This is a genomic window from Thioalkalivibrio sp. AKL19 (assembly GCF_000420165.1).
GTDB lineage: Bacteria > Pseudomonadota > Gammaproteobacteria > Ectothiorhodospirales > Ectothiorhodospiraceae > Thioalkalivibrio.
In genome coordinates, this window is the sequence record NZ_ATUK01000010.1 from 82,334 (window position 1) to 102,200 (window position 19,867).

Below are 19,867 nucleotides of genomic sequence, written 5' to 3' on the forward strand. Positions count from 1 at the left end.
CTATGCTTGGGGCAGGGGCTGGCAAGGCCACGATTATCCCGGACGGGGGAACACATGCGGGTCAAGGTCCACGACATCACCATCGAATGCACCACCGGCAACATCGCCGCACAGCGCGACATGGACGCAGTGGTCAACGCCGCCAACGCCTGGCTGCGTCCAGGCGGTGGCGTGGCGGGAGCCATCCATCGCGCAGCCGGCCCGGGGCTGGAGCGGGAATGCCAGCCCCTGGCCCCGATCGAACCGGGCCAGGCGGTCCTGACCGACGCCCACAACCTCCCCAACCGCTTCGTGATCCACTGCCTCGGGCCGGTCTACGGGCATGACGAGCCGGCCAGCCGGCTGCTGGCCGCCTGCTACCGCAACGCCCTGCTCCGGGCGGAAGAAGCCGGGGTCTACAGCATCGCCTTTCCGGCACTTTCCACCGGCGCGTTCGGCTACCCCATCGAAGAGGCCGCCCGGATCGCCCTGCAGACGGTCATCGAGGCCACCCCGCGCCTGGACGCGGTCGGCCACATCCGCTTTGTCCTGCACACCGACGCCGATCGCGACATCCATGCGCGAATCCTGGAAGAGCTGACATCATGACCGGGACCGGGCGCACAACGGCCCCGAACGGCAATGGCCTGGCGCTCTTCACCGATCTGTACGAACTGACCATGCTCCAGGCCTATTTCGAGGAGGGCCTGCACGCCCCGGCGGTATTCAGCCTGTTCGTGCGCCGCCTGCCGCAACGGCGTAACTATCTGCTGGCCTGCGGGCTGGATACGGTCCTGGAACAACTGGAGGGCCTGTGCTTCGAGCCCTCGGATCTCGACTACCTCGCCAGCCTCGACCGCTTCTCCGACCGGTTCTTGCGCTGGCTGGAGGCCTTTCGTTTCACCGGATCGGTCCGCGCCGTGCCCGAGGGCACGCCCGTCTTCGCCAACGAACCCATCCTGGAGGTCACCGCACCGCTGCCCGAAGCGCAGCTGATCGAAACCCTGGTGATGAACCAGATCCACCTGCAGACGGTCCAGGCCAGCAAGGCCGCCCGGCTGGTGACGGCCGCCGAAGGTCGACAAGTGGTCGACTTCGGGGCCCGGCGCATGCACGGGCTGGATGCGGCGGTGAAAGGCGCGCGCGCCTTTCATGTCGCCGGGGTGACCAGCACCTCCAATGTCCTGGCAGGCAAGGCGTACGGCATACCGGTGAGCGGCACCATGGCGCACAGCTATATCCAGGCGCACCATGACGAATCCGAGGCCTTCGCCGCATTTGCCCGGCTCTATCCGGAGACCGTCCTGCTGGTCGATACCTACGACACGCTCGAGGGCGTGCGCCGGGTCATCCAGCTCGGCCACGAGCTGGGCGACGACTTCCGCGTGAACGCCGTGCGCCTGGATTCCGGCGACCTGGGCGCCCTGGCCCGGCAGGCTCGGGACCTGCTGGATGCTGCCGGGCTGCAACAGGTCCGGATCTTTGCCAGCGGCGGGCTCGACGAGTACGCCATTGGCGGCCTGCTGGCACAGGAGGCGCCGATCGATGCCTTCGGCGTCGGCACCAGCATGGGCATCTCCACCGACGTGCCGGACCTGGACATTGCCTACAAGCTGGCCGAATACGCCGGCGAGGGCCGCCTGAAGCTCTCCAGTGGCAAGCCCATCCTGCCGGGGGCCAAGCAGATCTTTCGCCGCCATCAAGACGGCCTGTTCGCGGGCGACATCATCGGTCGCCAGGACGAAAACCAACCCGGGGAGCCGTTACTGCAGCCGGTGATGCGCGAGGGCCAGCGCCTGCCCGCGCATACTCGCGATCTGGACGTGCTGCGCAACCACACCGCGCACCAACTGGAACAACTGCCCCCTTCGATCCGCGCTATCGAGCCCGCAGACACGCCCTACCCGGTGTCCGTCAGCCCGGCGCTACAGGCACACCAGGATGCGGTCACCCGCACCGTCCGGGCCCGATATGCGGCATCGGGCCAAGCGATACACGGAGGGAATGCCAATGACTGACAACCCACGCGATCACCTGCAAACCGGGGACGCCCTGCTGGTCGTCGACGTGCAGAACGATTTCTGCCCCGGTGGCGCCCTGGCCATCGACCACGGCGATACCGTGATCCCGGTCCTCAACCACTGGCTGGAGGCAGCCACTGCACTGGAGATTCCGGTGTACGCCTCGCGTGACTGGCACCCGTCCCGACACCCGAGCTTCGCGGAACAGGGTGGTCCCTGGCCTCCGCACTGTCTGCAGGACGCTCCCGGGGCCCGGTTCCATGCCGACCTCGAGCTGCCTGCGAGCACGATCAAGGTCACCAAGGGAGTCCGCTTCGATCACGATCAGTACTCCGCGTTCGACCAGACCGGCCTGGCGGAGGAACTGCGCAACCGGAGCGTGGCGCGGATCTGGCTGGGTGGGCTCGCCCTGGACGTCTGCGTGGCCGCAACGGCACTGGACGCGCGCAAGGAAGGCTTTGCCGTGCACCTGATCCCGTATGCCTCGCTCCCGGTCTCGCCGGAGGGTGGCACGGAGGCCCGAATTAAAATGAAAGAGGCCGGCGTGGAGACCGCAGCGCATGGCTGAACCGAACAGGATGCCGGTCCAGCTGATCACTGTTGAGGAGGTGGTCCGTGCCGCCGACGGCCTTGCACGCCAGATCCTGGACAGCGATTTCCGGCCGGACTGCATCGTCGCCATCGCCCGGGGCGGCTTCATGCCGGCCCGTTTCCTGTGCGACTTCCTGCACGTGCACAAACTGCTGAGCCTCAAGGTCGAGCACTACACCTCGGGCGCCCGCGAAAAGCAGCACGCGGCGGTCACCGTCCCGCTCGCCGGAGACGTGCGCGGCGAGCGCGTGCTCCTGGTGGACGACGTGAACGACTCCGGGGACACCCTGGCGGCCGCCCGCCCCCATCTGGAGGGTTTCGGGCCGGTCGCGGTGCGCACCGCCGTGCTGCACGAAAAGGCCACCACAAGCTGTCGCGCCGATTTCCGCAGTCAGGCCGTACAGGAGTGGCGCTGGATCCTCTACCCCTGGGCCGTCATCGAGGATGTCGGCCAGTTCGCCCGCGAGATGGACCCGGCCCCGACAAGCCCCGCCGATCTGCATGCCCGCCTGCAGCAGGACTACGGCCTCGCGCTGGACCGCGCCGAACTCGAACGCGTCATCCGCTACAACCAGCTCGCCTTCTGATCCCACCCCGCAAGGGGCCGCACCACCGCCCACCGTGAAGGCAACCGCGACCCCGTTGTTGCGAGGCCACGCAGGGTCCGCGGGAATCGGGTGGAGCTACCACCGTTCCCCGGACAGCCGGGCAACCACGGCGATCCCCCCCGGCGCTGCGCGCCGCGCGACGACGGCGCCGCTCCAGCGTCATGGCGCGTCCCGCAGCACCCGCCGACGCCACCGGCATGCCGGTCCAGTCGCCCGGGCTTGGCATCCCGCGCCGCGCGAAGGATCATACGCCCTGGTGCCCGCGCAGCCGGACGCCCCTGATCGCAACCCATCCAGCATCGAGACCGCCCATGTCGTATCTCAAGGATTTCCCCAACCCGGAAGGCTACTTCGGTGAATTCGGCGGCGCGTTCCTGCCGCCGGAGCTGGAACCGCACTTCGCCGAGATCAACCATGCCTACCGGACCCTGGCCCGCTCCGGCGACTTCCTCAACGAGCTGCGCTACATCCGCAAGCACTACCAGGGGCGCCCGACGCCGGTGTACTACGCCCACAACCTGAGCCGGTCGGTGGGCGCGCATATCTTCCTCAAGCGCGAGGACCTGAACCATTCCGGCGCGCACAAGCTGAACCACTGCATGGGCGAGGCCCTGCTCGCCAAGCACATGGGCAAGAAGAAGCTGATCGCCGAGACCGGTGCCGGCCAGCACGGCGTGGCCCTGGCCACCGCGGCGGCCTACTTCGGCATGGAGTGCGAGATCCACATGGGCGAGATCGACATCGCCAAGGAGGCGCCCAACGTGACCCGGATGAAGTTGATGGGCGCGCAGGTGGTACCGGTCTCCTTCGGCGGCCGCTCGCTGAAGGAGGCCGTGGATTCCGCCTTCCAGTCGTACCTGTCGCAGGCGGACGAGGCCCTGTTCGCGATCGGTTCCGTGGTCGGGCCGCACCCGTTTCCGCTGATGGTGCGCAACTTCCAGTCGGTGGTGGGCATCGAGGCGCGCGAGCAGTACCTGGAGATGAGCGGTGGCGAGCTGCCCGACCACGTGGTCGCCTGCGTCGGCGGCGGTTCCAACGCCATGGGCATGTTCGCCGGCTTCATCGAGGACGACCAGGTGCAATTGAACGGCGTGGAACCGCTGGGGCGCGGCACCAAGCTGGGCGAGCACTCCGCCACCATGACCTACGGCAAGCCGGGCATGATCCACGGATTCAAGTGCATGCTACTGGCCGACGAGGAAGGCAATCCGGCCCCGGTCCACTCCATCGCCTCCGGCCTGGACTATCCCGGCGTCGGCCCGGAGCACTCCTACCTCAAGACCACCGAGCGCGTCGCCTACCACGCCATCAACGACGACGAGACCCTGGATGCCTTCTACCAGCTCTCGCGCACCGAGGGCATCATCCCGGCGCTGGAAAGCGCCCATGCCGTCGCCTGGGCCATGAAGCACGGCCGGGAAAATCCGGGCACGACGATCCTGGCCAACCTCTCCGGCCGCGGCGACAAGGACATCGACTACGTCGCCCGCGAGTTCGGGCACGGCTGATCCCGCCCGCAAACGGCAGCGAGTCGCGCGTCCGGTGGAACTTCACGGCCGGTTCCAGCGGTCAGATAGACATTGATCCCCGACGCGAGGCACGCAATGGCAGGCGGATGGGCGAAGGATGGCGCGGAGCAGGAGCAGATCGACCACACGGTGGAAGATGCCCTGCAGCGCGTGCGCAGCCAGATTCCCGAAGGCGAGAGCCTGTCGGAGTGCGAGGATTGCGGCGCGCCGATTCCGGAAGGTCGACGCCGGGCCCTTCCGGGTGTGCGCCTGTGCGTGGCCTGCCAGGAGGCTCTGGACGCCGAACAGCAGGCCACGAGCCCTTACAACCGGCGCGCCTCCAAGGACAGCCAGCTACGCTAGGGAGACGCTCCCGGGCAGGCAACACGGATCCCGGTTGCCCTACAGATACTTCATCCGCGTCCGCAGGGAGGCCGGGTCGGAGGCCACATCCTTCAGGCTGGCGCCGTCGTCGGCACTCCCGACCACCAGCCCCTTGCCGGACACCGGAATCACGCTGTCGATCTGAAAGCGCCCGGTGGTCCCGCGCAGAAAGCACTCCTCGTCGAAGAACAGGCGATCGCCATGCGGCCCGATCTCGTCCGATTCAAGCGTTTCGTACCCGATCAGCCGCGCGATGTCCTCGCGCCCTCCCACGTCCACCTCTTCGATCGTCTGCTGCTCGGGATCAATCAACAAGGCCTTCATTCGGTTCCCCTCTGCCGGCGCGATTCATGTGGATACTACGGTAGCGGTCCCGTCGCCACAGGACCACCGTGTCCGTGACCCGCACACCCCTATACTCGTGGGAGGCACCCGGCGGAGACACGTCCATGCCTTACACGGCCTACATCTCGCATCCCGATTGCCTGCTGCATGATCCAGGGCGGCATCACCCCGAGCGGCCGGGGCGCCTGCACGCCGTTCGCAACGCGCTGCTCGACGAGGGCCTGCTGGAAGGCCTTTGTCTGCTGGACGCCCCGCCAGCCACCGATGCACAACTCCAGCGGGTCCACACGGCGGCGCATGTGGCGCACATCCGTGCGAGTACCCCCGCTTCCGGGCACCAGGCCCTACTCGACCCGGACACCATCATGGGCGAGCACACGCTGCAGGCGGCCCTGCGCGCGGCCGGTGCCGGCATCGAGGGCGTGCGGGCCGTCATGGAGGGGGATGCGGACAACGCCTTCTGCGCCGTTCGGCCGCCCGGGCACCATGCCGAACGCGCCCGCGCCATGGGGTTCTGCCTGTTCAACAACGTGGCGGTGGCCGCCGCCCACGCACTGGAACACTACGCGCTCTCACGCGTCGCCATCGCCGATTTCGACGTTCACCACGGCAACGGTACCGAGGATATCTTTCGCGATGATCCACGGGTGCTGTACTGCTCCAGCTTCCAGCATCCGTACTATCCCGACACGCCCCACGCCGAACGGGATCATCTGATACACACGCCTCTGGCCGCCAGGACCGCCGGAGCCGGCTTTCGCGCGGCACTTGAACGCGACTGGATACCGGCGATGGACCGTTTCATGCCCGAACTGGTGCTGGTATCGGCCGGTTTCGACGCCCACCGGGACGATCCCCTGGCAAGCCTGAATCTCGACGAGGACGACTTTGCCTGGGTCACGCGGGCGCTTGCCGCGGTTGCGTCACGCCACGCCGGCGGACGACTGGTCTCGATGCTGGAAGGCGGCTACGACCTGCCCGCCCTCGGGCTCAGCGCGGCCGCCCATGTCCGCGTCCTTTGCTGTGCGCCTGAGCGTCAGACGTCCGGCAGGCCCTGATCCCGTATCTCGCAGCGACAAAACGAGGTTCGCGCCATCGCTTTTGCATTTTGCTTGTTGCACGTCTTTACTCGATGGGGTTGCCAAACCGGCCCCCTCGGCCACGGCAACCGACAAGAACAAGACACAAGGAGGCGACGGTGAGCGAGAATCCACAAGACCTCGAGGAACAGAAAAAGGAACTGGAAGCCGAATACGACACCGACCACGAGATTGGCGAGCAGAACATCAACCCGCTGGGGCTGGATCTGCACAACCCGGTCTTCGTGGTCAGCGCCCTGCTGATTGTTGTATTCGTCCTCCTGTCCCTGGTCTTTCCGGAACAGGCGAACGAGCACCTCGACAACACACGTCAGTGGATCGGCCGCACCTTTGACTGGCTGTTCCTGTCGGCCGGCAACATCTTCGTGCTGTTCTGCCTGGCCCTGATCCTCCTGCCCATCGGACGCATCCGCATCGGCGGCCAGGACGCCAAGCCGGAATTCTCGGTCATTTCCTGGTTCTCCATGCTGTTCGCCGCCGGCATGGGCATCGGCCTGATGTTCTGGAGCGTGGCCGAGCCGGTGGGCTACTTCACCGAATGGTTCGGAACGCCACTGGGCATCGAAGGCGGGACCGAGGAATCCCGACAGGCCGCGCTGGGCGCCACCATGTATCACTGGGGCCTGCATCCCTGGGCAATCTACGCGGTCGTCGGCCTGGCGCTCGCGTTCTTTGCCTACAACAAGGGCCTGCCGCTGACCATCCGTTCGGCGTTCTATCCCCTCCTCGGTGAGCGCGTCTGGGGCCCGATCGGCCACGTGATCGACACCCTCGCCGTGCTCGCCACCATGTTCGGCCTGGCCACCTCGCTGGGCCTCGGCGCGCAGCAGGCCGCCTCGGGCATGGAGTTCCTGTTCGGCATCGATTCCGGCCTGAACACCCAGGTCGCCATCATCATCGGCGTGACCATCATCGCTCTGCTGTCGATCATGCGCGGCATCCACGGCGGGGTGAAGGTGCTCAGCAACATCAACCTGGTGTTCGCCGCACTGCTGTTGCTGTTTGTGATGGTGGCCGGGGGCGTCCTCGCATTCCTCTCCAACATCGGCACCACGGTCACGGGGTATGTGCAGTACTTCATCCCGCTCAGCAACCCGGTCGGGCGCGAGGACGAGACCTTCTACCACGCCTGGACCATCTTCTTCTGGGCCTGGTGGATCTCCTGGTCGCCGTTTGTCGGCATGTTCATCGCCCGCGTGTCCCGCGGCCGCACGGTACGCCAGTTCGTCACCGCGGTGCTGCTGGTACCGACCCTGGTCACCGTGATCTGGATGAGCGCCTTCGGCGGCTCCGGCCTGGGCCAGGCACGCGACGGCATTGGCGCCCTGGCGGACGGCATCTCCGACTCCTCCCTGGCGCTGTTCCAGATGCTGGAGCACCTGCCGTTCACCGCCATCACCTCGTTCCTGGCCATCGCCCTGGTCCTGGTGTTCTTCATCACCTCCTCGGACTCGGGCTCCCTGGTGATCGACTCCATCACCTCGGGCGGCAAGACCGACGCCCCGCAATCCCAGCGCCTGTTCTGGGCCACCACCGAGGGCGTGGTCGCGGGGGTCCTGCTGGCGGTTGGCGGCGCGGCGGCCCTCAACGCGTTGCAAGCGGGGGCCGTGAGTACCGGCCTGCCATTCGTCATCGTGCTGCTGCTGATGTGTGTCAGCCTGATGAAGGGGCTGTTCCACGAACTGGCCCTCATCCGCATCGAGGAAGCCAAGACCTGACGCCGCCCCCCCCCCGCCTGGATGGCCACCACAGGCCATCCAGCCTCCCCACCCGGCCCCCGCGCCCGCCGGTCTCGGCGCCGCGGGGGTCGTTCCGTTGGGGACAACCACCCCCGGAATCGGGCATCCTCTCGCGGATGAGTCCACACGCCCCGGCCCAACACCCATGAGCCTCCGCCAAGCGGTCGCGCGACACCCGCTGCTGGCCGGGATGGCCTTTCAGGCCGCGCTGATCCCGCTCGCCCTGATCCTGGCCCGGGTGGCCGGCATCCCGCTCAACCAGCGAATCGACTGGAGCCTGGAGGCCGCCGCGCTGGGCGCCCTTGCCGTGTTGCCCATGCTGATGCTGCTCGGCACGCTCGCACTCAGCGGCTGGGAGCCCTACCGCGCACTGGCCGACCAGGTCCGCGATTTCGTGCACCAGCTCTTTCGCAACGCCCTGCCTGGCGCCGTGCTGCTGATCGCCATCCTCGCCGGCGTGGGCGAGGAACTGCTGGTACGGGGCGTGTTGCAGGGCTGGCTGACCGAACGCTGGTCACCCGAGTGGGCCATCGTTGCCGCGGCGATCGTGTTTGGACTCGCCCATTCGATCAGCCGCCTGTACTTCGTGTTCGCCACCGTCATCGGGCTCTACCTCGGGGTGCTCTATCACCTGACCGGCAACCTGCTGGTGGTGATCGTCACCCATGCCCTGTATGACTGGATCGTCATCCACTGGTACCTGCGTTCCCGCGATGCCGGCAGGGGCGGCGCATGATCATCCAGCAGTTATCCAGGGGGAACGGGCCCGCCAAGCCCCGCCCTGCCCCTGCTGGATGACCATCCACGGGCGGGGGTCGACGTCACCGACTGCCTGCCCCGGGAACACGCGTCATGTTTCCATGACTGCGGGAGCGGTGCGCTGACGCACCGCAACGAGGACGAGGTGGGCGCGTTCAGCACACGCCCGGGCCAAGGCCCGAACGCGTCTGTTCCATGAATTGCGCCAGGCGTGCCGGCCGGCCGAGATAAAAACCCTGCACCAGGTCACAGCCCAGAGCGCGCAGGCGCTCGAGGGTCTCGTGGTCTTCCACGCCCTCGGCCACCACGCTCAGGCCCATCTTCTGGCCGAGCCCGATCATGGATTCCACGATGCGCTGGTGCGGCCGGCTGGACACCAGTTCGTGGACAAAGGTCATGTCGATCTTGAGCTCGTCCAGCGGCATGCGCAGCAGCCGCTCCATCGACGAATAACCAATACCGAAGTCATCCATGGACACCCGCAAGCCCAGGTCCTTCATACCGTGCAGGGCCGCACGCGCCTCGGCGTCGTGGCTCTCCATCACCGCCGTTTCGGTCAGCTCCACTGTGACGCTCTCCGCCGGCACCTGCCAGACCTCCAGTGACTGCGCCACCAGATCCACCACCTCCCGTTCCTGCAGGTCGTCGGCGGAAAAGTTCACCGAGATCCCCGCGCCCAGTCCGGCCTGGCGGTACTCGGCACACTGGCGCAGGGCCGTGTTGAACACCCAGTGCGTCAGCCGGGGCATCAGGTCCGTTCCCTCCGCCGCCCGCACCATGGTGTCCGGACGGATCGAGCCATACTGCGGGTGATCCCAGCGCAACAGGGCTTCCACCGATTGCACGCAGCCCGATGCCAGCGCGACCTGTGGCTGATACTCGAGGTGCAGGCTTCCCTCCTCGATGGCCTGCCCCAGCTGGGACCACAGACCCACGCCCTCCAGCATGGTCGCCGCCGCCTCCGGGGCATACAGGCTCAGGCGCGCCCGGGCCCGGCGCGCCTGCCGAACCGCGGCATAGGCATTCGCCAGCAACTCCTGCGGGGCAACCACCCGGGGGGCCGCCAGCGCCAGTCCGGCACGCGGCCACAGCAGCACCTGTCGCTCACCACAGGGAAACGGTTCACTCAACACCCGCAGCATCTTGTGGGCCGCCAGCTCGGCGAACCCACTCCCGGCCACGGCCGGCTGCGCACAGGTGATCTGATGGCGTCCGGTGATCCCGACCAGGCCGTCGGTCAGGGCGCTCGCCAGCGCCTGACCCGCGTTCCGGATCAGTTCGTCTCCCGCGGGGTACCCCAGGGCCGCGTCCACGTCCCTTAGCCCCTCCAGTTCGATGACGGTCACGGCTGCTTGCGCCCCTGCCGCCTGCGGGCGCGGGGAAATCCCGTCCAGGGCACGGAGAAAATCGTGATATTCAAACAGCTTCGACATCGACAGAGTCCCGGCTGCTGCGCCCATGCAGCGAAATTGGCAGATGCGGATCCAAGGTACGGGATCCGCATCTACTCAAAGATAATAGCGCGCCGGATCGACCCCGTAGGCGCCCGCCGGAAGGTCGCGCAGGATCTGGCGCTGCACGCCCTCGGACTCCGGCGCGAGCGGCCCCAGATCCAGCTCCCACGGGTCGGGATACGGCATATGGGACGGATCGAGGATGCGCATCACCCGGGGCATGAAACGCTGCGTGCGGCGATGGCTCAACACAATCGCGACCTCGCCGTTGTCCAGCTCCACCAGGCTGCCCACGGGAAAAAGCCCCACGCAGTGCGTGAACTGATCCACAAGCGCCGAATTCAGCCCCCAGCGCGCGTGTTCCCGCAATTCCTTCAGGGCCTCGAAGGGGGTCGCGGCCAGGCCGCCCTCCGTCAGCATCTCCTCGTAGGAATCCACGATAGCCGCCATGCGCGCATAGGCACTGATCTGGTTGGCCACCAGACCCCGTGGATAGCCGCGCCCGTCCTCGCGTTCGTGGTGCTGGGCGACAATGTCGCGCACGCCCTCCGGGATCCCGCGGGAGCACTGCAGAATGGTCTCGCCATATTCCACGTGCCGCTGAACCTCGCGCCGCTGATCCGGGGGCAGCCGCGTGCGGCGCCCCAGGAGCGTCGGCGGCATCTGCATCTTGCCGATATCCATCAGCAGGCCACCCAGCCCGAGGATCGACAATTCGGCTCGATCCAGCCCCATGTGCCGGCCCAGCGCTAGAAGATGGATCGCGACATTGAGCGAGTGGGCGTACAGCACATCGTCCGAGCGGCTCAGCCTGGCCAGTAGCAGCAGGGCGTCCGGGTTGCGCTCCACGCTCTCGCGCAACGCCTCGGACGCCTCCCGGGCCGCCGCCATCGGTACCCCGGGGTTACGCTCCATGCCGGCACGGATCTGCTCCAGCACACGCCCGGCAATCGCCTGAGCCTCCTTGGCCGCCGGGAGCTCCTGCTCCACCGGGCAGTGATCGCGATAAACGGTCATGCCGCGAAACTGGGCGGCCTCGGGCTGGCCCGAAGCCGTCGCGACAGCCCGTGCGGACGCGGCGGCCGGTGGCAGCCGGCTCAGCGACTCCGGCGCGCTCTTGTCCAGATCAACGAATACATGCGCACAATGCCGGGCGAGCTCGTCGATATCGTCCTGCGAGCGAATCCGCACCCCCTCGACCAGATAGGGCGTCTCCAGCCACGGACGATCGAGCCGGCTGACGTACATACCAACCTGCAGATCGGAAACCGGGATTTCCTGCTGTAACAGCCCCCAGGGCATACCACTGTCGTCCAACCGTCGCATCTGGCCGCTACCATGTTCGGCCAGCGTTGCATCACCTCTACATTAGCGCTACTTCTCGAGGCGGAACAGTGATTTAGTGCAGAACTCGCTAGGCGTTCACAAATGCCGGCATCCGCCGGCCCAATCCGGAGGACTGAGGGGCGCGATCGACACTGCGCCGGCCGCACCACCCGCGGATGCGCGCGGCCGGGGCGGCGTCAGTCGCGCGCCTGCCGGATGGCCAGGGCCAGCTGGTTGCGCACCGCCTTGAGGGCGCGCAGGACGGTTGGTTCCAGTGCAGCGCCCTCCGGCAACTCCAGATACAGCAAGCCCACGCAGCGCTCCCGCACCGCCAGCGGCAACAGCAGGAAGCTGCGCGCATCCAGAGCCTGGCGGAACTCGTCGGGGATGTAGCGGCTGATCGAAGCCTCGTGACTGTCGGTGATGACCAGGTCCTTCTGCTGCTCCAGCGCCAGCGACAGGATGTCGCCCTTGCCGGCCAGCGTCAGCCGCAACCGCCCGGAGAGCGCCTCGGCGTCCTGCCCGAAGGCAGTGTGCGCCACCAGCACCCGATGCTCGCGATCGGCGAGCATCAGCATCACCCGGCGCAGGCCGAGTGTCCGGTACAGGCTCTCCAGGGTCGTCTGGACCAGCGTGTTCAGCTCGAATTCGCCCACCATGCTGTCCAGCATGTCGGTCAGGGCCTCCATCAGCGCCGCGGCCTGGGCCGCGGGATCATTCGCCTCCTCGGCGGCCGCCTCGCCATTCCCCTGCGCGGGTTCAAGCTCCGCCGTATCAGCATCATCGATCCGCACGCCCAGGTTGGCCTTCAGGCGGTTCAGCGGCTCGCGGCCTTCCGGCGGCAGCTTCACCACCGCCAGGAAATGATCCATGTGCTCGCGCCCCGACTTGATGGCCCGCTGCATGCCGCGCGCGTCCACGCCCAGGGCGTGTTCGTAGCGCCGGCGCAGATCGGTCAGCAGGGCACCCTGCTGGTCGCGGTCCGCCCGGGTAATGCACTGGCCCATCTCGGAGGCCAGGGTCACGATGCGATGCAGGCGCTGATCGGCATCCCGGGCCGCCGGCAGGGTGCCGGAAGGCGCCCGTTCCACCGACGTGACGATCTCCCGCGGGAAGTTCCAGTCCTCCAGCACGCTGCGCGCCAGGGCCTCGTAGGACAACCCCAGCACCTGCCGCGCCGCGCTGTTCTCGCCCGTACCCTGACCCACACGGATGCGGATCTCGTCCGCCTCCTCGGGCAGGTAGTACAGCACCAGCATGCGGCCGATATCGTGGAACAGAGCACAGACAAAGGCCTGCTCGCTCTCCACTCCGCCGACCTGTTCCGCCAGCTCGCGCGCCAGCATGGCGCTGAACAGCGTTCCGACCAGGGCCTCCATCAGACGGCCGGAATGGCGCCCGCCCTTGAGGTTCTCGAACAGCACCAGTCCGAGCGCCGCCGTGCGCACCTGCTCGAAGCCCAGGAGCACGATCGCCCGGGAAACGGTCCGGATGTTGCCACCAAAATTGCTGTAAAAGGGCGAATTGGCCAGCCGCAGCAGCTTCTGCGTGGTCGCGTAGTCCTTCAGTACCGCGTTCGACAACTCCGCCACCGAGCGCTTCATGGTGTCGTCGGAACACTGGGTGATCTCGCGGATGTGGCTGGAGATTCCGGGGAAGTCCGGCTTGCGCCGGATCTTTCGCAGGATGAAGTCCTGCGAGCCATCCTCCACCGAGCCCTCACCCTGCACGGCCGCCAGCAATGCCTCGCGAAATTCGCGCGCGGACGCAAAACGCTCCGAAGGTTCCGGGCGCGTGGCTCGGAGCACCAGGGCATCAAAGCGCTCGTCGCCATGGCCGGTTCGGCCCGACGGCGGTTCCAGCGCGCCGGCCTGCATCGACTGCCGGATGGCCACCGGGGTATCGCCGGCAAACGCCCGTTCGCCCGTCAGCATCTCGAAGAACAGGGCCCCGAGCGAGAACACGTCGGAGCGTTCGCTGGCTACCTCTCCCGCCAGCTGTTCCGGGGCCAGGTAGTACGGGGTATCCGGCAGATGGCTCTCGCCGCTCGCAGCCGCCTCGGGCAGTGCCATGCCCAGGCCGGTGATGCGCGCGTGCCCCTCGGGGTTCACGGTCACGTTCGCCGGTTGCAAGGCCCCGTGCAGGATGCCCTGCTCGTGGGCCGCCGCCGCGGCATCCAGCAACTCGCGCATCAACGCCAGGGCGCGATCGATCGGCAGGGCGCCGCGGGTGAGGAGCCGGTCCAGGGTCTCGCCCTCGACGTACTCGAAGACCAGGTAGACGCCCTGGGCATAGTCCCCCGCCTCGAAGATCGGCGCGATGTTCGGGTGCCGGAAACGGCTCAGACGCCGCGCGTCCTCAAGCAGCGCCCGACGGGTGTCGGCATCGGCCGCGGCATCGGTCAGCGTGCGGATCGCCACCTGGCGGTCCAGTACCGGGTCGTGCGCCACGTAGAGACCGTCGCGAGCACTGGTGCCCAGCGTCCGGGTAATCCGGAAGCGTTCGATCTCGGGAACGGCCACGGGATCAGCCATGGGCCTGCCCCGCTGATCGCGCCCCACCCCTGTCCACGGCGCCTGCTGTCAGCCCCGCCATATACGGATCCATCCGTCTTCTCCCCGTTGTGTCCGCTGGTTGCAAGTCGGCCCCACCCCGGCCGCTCGCGAAACCCCCTCCGCGGAGGTCAATCCGCCGGATCGCGGGCGTGTTCCTTCAGGATATCCAGCGGGATCACCGCCAGGGTCTCCTCGTGCGTCGCGCGCAGGAAGACCCCGGGTGCCGCCCCCGCCCGGTAGGCCTCCAGCCAGCGTGCCGCACACAGGCACCAGCGATCGCCGGCCTCCAGTCCGGGGAAGCCGAACTCCGGTACCGGTGTCATCAGGTCATTCCCCTGCGCCAGGGAAAAGTCCAGGAACTCGCGCGTGACCTCGGCGCACACCGTGTGCATGCCCTGGTCGTCGTAGCCCGTGGCGCAGCGGCCATCGCGGTAGAAACCGGTGACCGGGTCCCGGCCGCAGGGCTCGAGCGCCCCGCCAAACACGTTCTTCGAGGGAAATGGCTGCATTGAAGGACTCTCCGTCTGCTGTGCCTACAGGATAACGGAGACCCACCCCCCAAGCGCGAGCGTTTGTTTCACCCGGGGGAATTCAGTCGGCGTCCGGCCAGCCCCATGCTTCCAGGGCAACGCGCAGGTTCTCGGGCCGGTAGTCCGCATCCCGCCGGTAGCGTTGCAGGACACTGGGGTGCAGTTCGGTCGGGTGGCCGGGCGGGTCCAGCGGACGCCGATAGCGGCGCCGCAGGCGATAGATGTGCCGCCGGGAGCGGTGCAGCGGCGCGAGTGGATCAGGGCGCAGGCCATCCGGGAGATGCCCTTCCACTTCCAGTCCACCCGCCCGGGCCTGCTCAACCATCCAGGCCAGCGGCACCTCGGACGCGAGGCGCCCCTTGGTATCCGGGGCATACCCGCCGCCCACATCCGCGTGCACACCACTGAACCACACCTGTTCCAGGTCCAGCCCCGGGCGCGGATCCCACAGGGTCGGCTCGAAGTCGGCTCGGGTCTCGTCGATCGCCATGGCATGGCGGGCGATGCGCACGTTGGGACCCAGCTTGGTGTCGTAGAATTCGTCCGTGCGGTCGAACATCCCCAGCAGGGAGAACGGGATGCCCAGCGCACCAACCGTGTCCCAGACCCCGACAAAGCGGATCTCCCGCGAGGGATGCGAATACGCAGCCCGGAATTCGCGCGAGGCCTCGCCCTCGGGCGCATGGCTGGCTGCGACGTTCTTGTAGTGGCGGAAGGCCTGCTCGATCAGGCGGGCGTCGGGGCGCTTCAGGATCCCGCAGTTGTTGATGAGCCCACACAGGCTGCGGACGGTGTACGCACCCCGGCTGAAGCCGAACAGGAAGATCTCGCTGCCCGGCGCATAGTTCTGGACAATGTAGCGATAGGCATCCTGGATATTCTTGTGGATGCCCCGTCCGGTCACGCCTCCGGTGATCTTTGCGTAGTAAGCCCCCACACCCCAGTCGTAGAAGACCTGCTGCGGGTCACCGCTGGCGTCGGCGGGCGCGATGGCACGGGCCAGACGCAAGACATTGGTCGGCACGTCCGACTCGACGTCCTCCTCCGGGCGATTCCAGGTTCCATCCGCACAGATCACGATCCGTCGTGTCATTCGCCAGCCTCACATCCTTGTCGTCGGGCGGTGCCGGCGATCATTCATCGCACGGCATACCGCCGTGGGATGCCCCTCAGGAGCCGATCTCGATCCGGCGCACCCCCGGCCGGGCGTCTTCCTGGCGCCGGGGGATGTCGATCTTCAGCACGCCATTCTTGAACCGCGCCTGGATGCCATCGACGTCGGCGTCGCCCGGCAGGCTGAGGATACGGCGAAACTGCCCGTAGGCCCGCTCGACACGATGATAGCCCTGGTCGTCCTCCTCGGTCTCCTGGCGCTTTTCGCCGGAGATGATCAGGTCGTCGCCATCCACCGTCAGGTCGATCGCGTCCTCGTCGATCCCTGGCACCTCCACCGTGATCCGGTAGGCCTTGCGGGTCTCGGCGATGTCCACGCTGGGCTTGAGCAGCAGCGAGGCCGCATCGCCCCCGCGCGCCCCGAGGGCGGCACCAAAGAAGTCCTCGAACATCCGGTCCATCTCCCGGTGCATGCGCACCAGGGGATCGCGCATCAGGGCATCGGGCGCCTCGCGCCGGGCCGGCACCACCTCCGGGCTCGCGGTCTCCTCGCGCTTGAACCAGTTCCACGGCTTGAGCTTTTGCAGGTCCATGATCGTCACCTCCACGGGAAAGACTACTGTCTACCGAAATAACTAGGTCGCGGAGAGGGACTTTTCAAGCCCCCCCGAATCAGGCCCTGCGGAAATCGGCCAGACGCACCGGCTGACGCCGGGCGCCCCACTCGCCGGGTCGCGCCTCGAAGACCCCCGGCACCGACGCCCCGCACGCATCGCAGCAGCCATCGGCGGTCAGGTTCCAGTCCGAGAGCTCGTACCAGTCACGGCCGATCAGGCGTTGTCCGCAACTCGCGCACCAGGTGCTCTGGCCGTCCGCGTCGTGCACGTTGCCGGTGTACACGTGATGCAGGCCCTGCTCGCGGGCGATGCGACGCGCCCGCTGCAGCGTCTCGATCGGCGTGCGCGGGTGTTCGGTCATCTTGAAATCCGGATGGAAGGCGGTGAAATGCAGCGGCACATCCGGCCCCAGATGCTCCCGGACCCATTGCGCCATGGAGGTGATCTCCGCATCGCTGTCGTTCTCCCCCGGGATCAGCAACGTGGTGATCTCGACCCAGGTATCGGTCTCGTGCACCAGCCATTCCAGGGTGTCGAGTACTGGCTGCAGATGGGCCCCGGTCAGCTTGTGATAGAAGCGCTCGGTGAATGCCTTCAGGTCCACGTTCGCCGCGTCCATGGCGGCAAAGAATTCGCCGCGCGCCTGCTCGGTGATGTAGCCGGCCGTCACCGCCACCGTGCGGATATCCCGCGCGCGGCAAGCCGCCGCTACGTCGATGGCGTACTCGTGAAAGATCACCGGGTCGTTGTAGGTAAAGGCCACCGCGCGACAACCCAGTTCCTCGGCGGCACGTGCGATGGTCTCGGGATCGGCGCGATCCGCCAGGGTGTGGATCTCGCGCGACTTGCTGATGTCCCAGTTCTGGCAGAACTTGCAGGCCAGGTTGCAGCCGGCCGTGCCGAATGACAGCACCGGACTGCCCGGCAGAAAGTGATTGAGCGGCTTCTTCTCGATCGGATCCACGCAGTACCCGGAGGAACGCCCGTAGCTGGTCAGCACCACCGCGTCGTCGAGGTTGGCGCGCACGAAACAGGCCCCGCGCTGGCCGGGCTTCAGCTTGCAGTAGCGCGGGCACAGGTCGCACTGCACGCGGCCGTCCTCCAGGGCGTGCCAATAGCGCGTGGCCACGGTGAAATCATCATGTTCGGGGGTGTCATTCATATCCGGTCCAGCCCGTTCTTCATGGTCTTGAATATGAAGACGATATCCCAATATTCAACAACATAATGTTCGACGGAGACGTCCAATGACCGCACAGCCCTGCGTCCGCGAGCCCGCCATCGCGGGACGGTTCTACCCGGCCGACCCCGACGAGCTGCGCGCCACCGTCACCCGGTTGCTGGACGCGGTTCCGGTGGAATCCGGCGCGGCGCCGCCCAAAGCCCTGATCGCGCCGCACGCCGGCTACCCGTACTCCGGCCCGGTGGCCGCCTCCGCCTATGCGCGCATCCGTCCCCTGGCGGGCCGGATCCGGCGCGTCATCCTTCTGGGCCCGTCGCATCGCGTGCCCTTCCACGGGATCGCGACCACCACGGCCTCGGCCTACCGCAGCCCACTTGGAGACGTTCCCGTGGATCTCGAGGCCCTGGGCACCATCGCGGACCTGCCCGGGGTGCAGGCACTCGATGTCGCCCACGGCCCCGAACACAGCCTGGAGGCCCACTTGCCGTTCCTGCAGGTTGCATTGGGTACCTTCGACCTGGTGCCGCTGGTGGTCGGAGACGCCTCCGCCGAGCAGGTCGCGAGCGTGCTGGAACACCTGTGGGGCGGCGCGGAGACCCTGATCGTCGTCAGCTCGGATCTCTCCCACTTCCACGACTACGCCACCGCCAGCCGCCTGGATGCGGCCACCACCCACTCCATCGAACGGCTGGATGAACGCGCCCTCGGCCCGGAACAGGCCTGCGGCTGCCGCCCGCTGGCGGGCCTGTTGCGGCTGGCACGGCAGCGTGGTCTTGCCATCACCACGCTGGACCAGCGCAACTCCGGCGACACCGCCGGACCGCGCGACCAAGTGGTCGGCTACGGCGCCTGGATGCTGCAATGAAGCACGCCATCGACCTGCCCGCGCCGGCGCGCGAGCGCTTGCTGGAACTGGCGGCGGAAGCCATCCGGTGGGCCGCCCACGACACCCCCGCCGACACCATTGCACTGGCACAGGAACCCAACCCGCTGCCCGAACCTGGCGCCTGCTTCGTCACCCTGAAGCGTGGGGACGCCCTGCGTGGTTGCATCGGCACGCTGGAGGCCCACCGCCCCCTGGCCGCGGACGTGCTGCACAACGCGCGGGCAGCCGCCCTGAACGATCCACGTTTCCCGCCACTGCGTGCCCCGGAGCTTGCGGGTCTCGACTACTCGGTGACCCTGCTCACCGCCTCGCGCCCGATCGAGGCCGACCACCGCGAGGCCCTGCTGGATCAACTGCAACCCGGTCGCGACGGACTGGTCATCCAGGCCGGCGCCCGGCGCGCCACCTTCCTGCCGGCCGTCTGGGAACAGCTGCCGGACCCCGACGCCTTCCTGGATGCCCTGCTGCAAAAGGCCGGCCTCCCCCGTGGGAGCTGGCCCGAGGAGCTACAGGCCTGGCGCTACGGCTCGCTGGAGGTTGCCGGTGAACTTTGAACCGAGCGTCACGCTGTACCTGATCGTCGCCACCGTCGTGGTCTCCCTGCTCGCATGGCAGAACCCGCGCTGGCTGCAGGCGATGATCCATCACCCGCCGTCGGTGCAGCGCGGCGAGTACTGGCGTCTGGTGACCCACGGCTTCATCCATGCCGACGGCACCCATCTCGCGTTCAACATGATCACGCTGTTTTTCTTCGGCATGGCCATGGAACGCGTGCTGGTGCCGGCGATCGGCATGGGCGGCTTCGTGCTGTTCTATCTGGCCGCCATCGTGCTCGCCAGCCTGCCCAGCCACCTGAGCCATCTGCGCGACCCCGGCTACCGCTCGCTGGGCGCATCCGGCGCGGTCTCCGCGGTGCTGTTCGCCTACATCCTGCTGCAGCCCTGGTCGCTGTTATTCGTGTTCTTTATCCCGGTGCCGGCCATCGTGTTCGCGGCCGTCTATATCGGCTATTCGCTCTATGCCCAGCGGCAAAACCGCGACAACATCAACCACAGCGCCCACCTGTGGGGCGGGGCCTGGGGCGTGGGCTTCATGCTGCTGCTGGAGCCCGCCTTGCTGGGCCGCTTCTTCCAGGAACTGCTGTCGCCGCTTGGTGGGTAGGGAGGTCG

General features: G+C 67.5%; 20 protein-coding genes. 12 read left to right on the plus strand and 8 right to left on the minus strand.

What is annotated here, in order from left to right; all coding sequences use genetic code 11:
* Positions 1-54 precede the first annotated feature (54 nt).
* The 6 genes from F817_RS0102375 (at position 55) to F817_RS0102400 (ending at position 5,070) form a co-directional block, all read left to right on the plus strand.
* Entirely contained in the window at positions 55-588 is a 534-nt protein-coding gene (locus tag F817_RS0102375; RefSeq protein ID WP_024326144.1) for a macro domain-containing protein, read from the plus strand.
* Positions 585-1,997, plus strand: coding sequence for a nicotinate phosphoribosyltransferase (locus F817_RS0102380; protein ID WP_024326145.1), 1,413 nt, complete (start codon positions 585-587; stop codon positions 1,995-1,997). Before F817_RS0102375 ends, F817_RS0102380 begins: the two co-directional genes overlap by 4 nt.
* Complete coding sequence (locus tag F817_RS0102385) at positions 1,990-2,568, plus strand: isochorismatase family protein (protein ID WP_024326146.1); 579 nt, start codon at positions 1,990-1,992, stop codon at positions 2,566-2,568. The genes F817_RS0102380 and F817_RS0102385 overlap by 8 nt, the downstream gene beginning before the upstream one ends.
* On the plus strand, positions 2,561-3,178 hold the full coding sequence (locus F817_RS0102390) for a phosphoribosyltransferase (protein WP_024326147.1): 618 nt from the start codon (positions 2,561-2,563) through the stop codon (positions 3,176-3,178). The genes F817_RS0102385 and F817_RS0102390 overlap by 8 nt, the downstream gene beginning before the upstream one ends.
* Positions 3,179-3,510: 332 nt before the next feature.
* The gene (gene trpB, locus F817_RS0102395) at positions 3,511-4,707 is read left to right on the plus strand and encodes a tryptophan synthase subunit beta (protein ID WP_024326148.1); all 1,197 of its coding nucleotides are present in this window, start codon (positions 3,511-3,513) and stop codon (positions 4,705-4,707) included.
* A gap of 96 nt (positions 4,708-4,803) precedes the next feature.
* The gene (locus F817_RS0102400) at positions 4,804-5,070 is read left to right on the plus strand and encodes a DksA/TraR family C4-type zinc finger protein (RefSeq protein WP_024326149.1); all 267 of its coding nucleotides are present in this window, start codon (positions 4,804-4,806) and stop codon (positions 5,068-5,070) included.
* Positions 5,071-5,109: 39 nt separating this feature from the next.
* On the opposite strand, the gene F817_RS0102405 is transcribed toward F817_RS0102400, so the two are convergent.
* Complete coding sequence (locus tag F817_RS0102405) at positions 5,110-5,415, minus strand: hypothetical protein (RefSeq protein ID WP_024326150.1); 306 nt, start codon at positions 5,413-5,415, stop codon at positions 5,110-5,112.
* A 125-nt stretch (positions 5,416-5,540) separates the two neighbouring features.
* On the opposite strand from F817_RS0102405, the gene F817_RS0102410 reads away from it, so the two are divergent.
* From F817_RS0102410 to F817_RS0102420, 3 genes are all read left to right on the plus strand, one after another.
* On the plus strand, positions 5,541-6,494 hold the full coding sequence (locus F817_RS0102410; RefSeq protein ID WP_024326151.1) for a histone deacetylase family protein: 954 nt from the start codon (positions 5,541-5,543) through the stop codon (positions 6,492-6,494).
* A gap of 140 nt (positions 6,495-6,634) precedes the next feature.
* Positions 6,635-8,254 carry a BCCT family transporter gene (locus F817_RS0102415; RefSeq protein WP_024326152.1) on the plus strand — a complete coding sequence of 540 codons (1,620 nt, stop codon included), beginning with the start codon at positions 6,635-6,637 and terminating at the stop codon, positions 8,252-8,254.
* A 166-nt stretch (positions 8,255-8,420) separates the two neighbouring features.
* Complete coding sequence (locus F817_RS0102420; protein ID WP_024326153.1) at positions 8,421-9,011, plus strand: CPBP family intramembrane glutamic endopeptidase; 591 nt, start codon at positions 8,421-8,423, stop codon at positions 9,009-9,011.
* A 178-nt stretch (positions 9,012-9,189) separates the two neighbouring features.
* Here F817_RS0102420 and F817_RS0102425 read toward each other — a convergent pair whose 3' ends face one another.
* The 7 genes from F817_RS0102425 to amrS form a co-directional block, all read right to left on the minus strand.
* Positions 9,190-10,467, minus strand: coding sequence for an EAL domain-containing protein (locus tag F817_RS0102425; protein ID WP_024326154.1), 1,278 nt, complete (start codon positions 10,465-10,467; stop codon positions 9,190-9,192).
* A 75-nt stretch (positions 10,468-10,542) separates the two neighbouring features.
* Positions 10,543-11,790, minus strand: a complete 1,248-nt coding sequence (locus tag F817_RS0102430) for an HD-GYP domain-containing protein (protein ID WP_051132317.1) — start codon at positions 11,788-11,790, stop codon at positions 10,543-10,545.
* Positions 11,791-12,011: 221 nt separating this feature from the next.
* Positions 12,012-14,348: an HDOD domain-containing protein gene (locus tag F817_RS0102435; protein WP_029681010.1), complete on the minus strand. Its 2,337-nt coding sequence runs from the start codon at positions 14,346-14,348 to the stop codon at positions 12,012-12,014.
* 149 nt (positions 14,349-14,497) lie between these two features.
* Entirely contained in the window at positions 14,498-14,878 is a 381-nt protein-coding gene (locus F817_RS0102440; RefSeq protein WP_018866118.1) for a DUF2237 family protein, read from the minus strand.
* An 82-nt stretch (positions 14,879-14,960) separates the two neighbouring features.
* A complete protein-coding gene (locus F817_RS0102445) occupies positions 14,961-15,992 on the minus strand; it encodes a DUF2235 domain-containing protein (RefSeq protein ID WP_024326157.1) in 1,032 nt (343 codons plus the stop codon).
* A gap of 76 nt (positions 15,993-16,068) precedes the next feature.
* Complete coding sequence (locus tag F817_RS0102450; RefSeq protein WP_024326158.1) at positions 16,069-16,605, minus strand: Hsp20/alpha crystallin family protein; 537 nt, start codon at positions 16,603-16,605, stop codon at positions 16,069-16,071.
* 79 nt (positions 16,606-16,684) lie between these two features.
* On the minus strand, positions 16,685-17,791 hold the full coding sequence (amrS, locus tag F817_RS0102455) for an AmmeMemoRadiSam system radical SAM enzyme (protein ID WP_024326159.1): 1,107 nt from the start codon (positions 17,789-17,791) through the stop codon (positions 16,685-16,687).
* 85 nt (positions 17,792-17,876) lie between these two features.
* Here amrS and amrB point away from each other — a divergent pair, with 85 nt between their 5' ends.
* From amrB to F817_RS0102470, 3 genes are read left to right on the plus strand one after another with little or no spacing between them, the layout of a single operon-like run.
* A complete protein-coding gene (gene amrB, locus F817_RS0102460; RefSeq protein WP_024326160.1) occupies positions 17,877-18,677 on the plus strand; it encodes an AmmeMemoRadiSam system protein B in 801 nt (266 codons plus the stop codon).
* On the plus strand, positions 18,674-19,252 hold the full coding sequence (gene amrA / locus F817_RS0102465) for an AmmeMemoRadiSam system protein A (RefSeq protein WP_024326161.1): 579 nt from the start codon (positions 18,674-18,676) through the stop codon (positions 19,250-19,252). The genes amrB and amrA overlap by 4 nt, the downstream gene beginning before the upstream one ends.
* A complete protein-coding gene (locus F817_RS0102470; protein WP_024326162.1) occupies positions 19,242-19,859 on the plus strand; it encodes a rhomboid family intramembrane serine protease in 618 nt (205 codons plus the stop codon). Before amrA ends, F817_RS0102470 begins: the two co-directional genes overlap by 11 nt.
* The last annotated feature ends 8 nt before the right edge of the window (positions 19,860-19,867 follow it).

Bases quoted from the DNA above. Each gene is read 5' to 3' on its own strand.
- F817_RS0102375 (WP_024326144.1), top strand. From the start codon at position 55: ATGCGGGTCAAGGTCCACGACATCACCATCGAATGCACCACCGGCAAC.
- F817_RS0102380 (WP_024326145.1), top strand. From the start codon at position 585: ATGACCGGGACCGGGCGCACAACGGCCCCGAACGGCAATGGCCTGGCG.
- F817_RS0102385 (WP_024326146.1), top strand. From the start codon at position 1,990: ATGACTGACAACCCACGCGATCACCTGCAAACCGGGGACGCCCTGCTG.
- F817_RS0102390 (WP_024326147.1), top strand. From the start codon at position 2,561: ATGGCTGAACCGAACAGGATGCCGGTCCAGCTGATCACTGTTGAGGAG.
- trpB (WP_024326148.1), top strand. From the start codon at position 3,511: ATGTCGTATCTCAAGGATTTCCCCAACCCGGAAGGCTACTTCGGTGAA.
- F817_RS0102400 (WP_024326149.1), top strand. From the start codon at position 4,804: ATGGCAGGCGGATGGGCGAAGGATGGCGCGGAGCAGGAGCAGATCGAC.
- F817_RS0102405 (WP_024326150.1), bottom strand. From the start codon at position 5,415: ATGAAGGCCTTGTTGATTGATCCCGAGCAGCAGACGATCGAAGAGGTG.
- F817_RS0102410 (WP_024326151.1), top strand. From the start codon at position 5,541: ATGCCTTACACGGCCTACATCTCGCATCCCGATTGCCTGCTGCATGAT.
- F817_RS0102420 (WP_024326153.1), top strand. From the start codon at position 8,421: ATGAGCCTCCGCCAAGCGGTCGCGCGACACCCGCTGCTGGCCGGGATG.
- F817_RS0102425 (WP_024326154.1), bottom strand. From the start codon at position 10,467: ATGTCGAAGCTGTTTGAATATCACGATTTTCTCCGTGCCCTGGACGGG.
- F817_RS0102430 (WP_051132317.1), bottom strand. From the start codon at position 11,790: ATGCCCTGGGGGCTGTTACAGCAGGAAATCCCGGTTTCCGATCTGCAG.
- F817_RS0102435 (WP_029681010.1), bottom strand. From the start codon at position 14,348: ATGGCTGATCCCGTGGCCGTTCCCGAGATCGAACGCTTCCGGATTACC.
- F817_RS0102440 (WP_018866118.1), bottom strand. From the start codon at position 14,878: ATGCAGCCATTTCCCTCGAAGAACGTGTTTGGCGGGGCGCTCGAGCCC.
- F817_RS0102445 (WP_024326157.1), bottom strand. From the start codon at position 15,992: ATGACACGACGGATCGTGATCTGTGCGGATGGAACCTGGAATCGCCCG.
- F817_RS0102450 (WP_024326158.1), bottom strand. From the start codon at position 16,605: ATGGACCTGCAAAAGCTCAAGCCGTGGAACTGGTTCAAGCGCGAGGAG.
- amrS (WP_024326159.1), bottom strand. From the start codon at position 17,791: ATGAATGACACCCCCGAACATGATGATTTCACCGTGGCCACGCGCTAT.
- amrB (WP_024326160.1), top strand. From the start codon at position 17,877: ATGACCGCACAGCCCTGCGTCCGCGAGCCCGCCATCGCGGGACGGTTC.
- amrA (WP_024326161.1), top strand. From the start codon at position 18,674: ATGAAGCACGCCATCGACCTGCCCGCGCCGGCGCGCGAGCGCTTGCTG.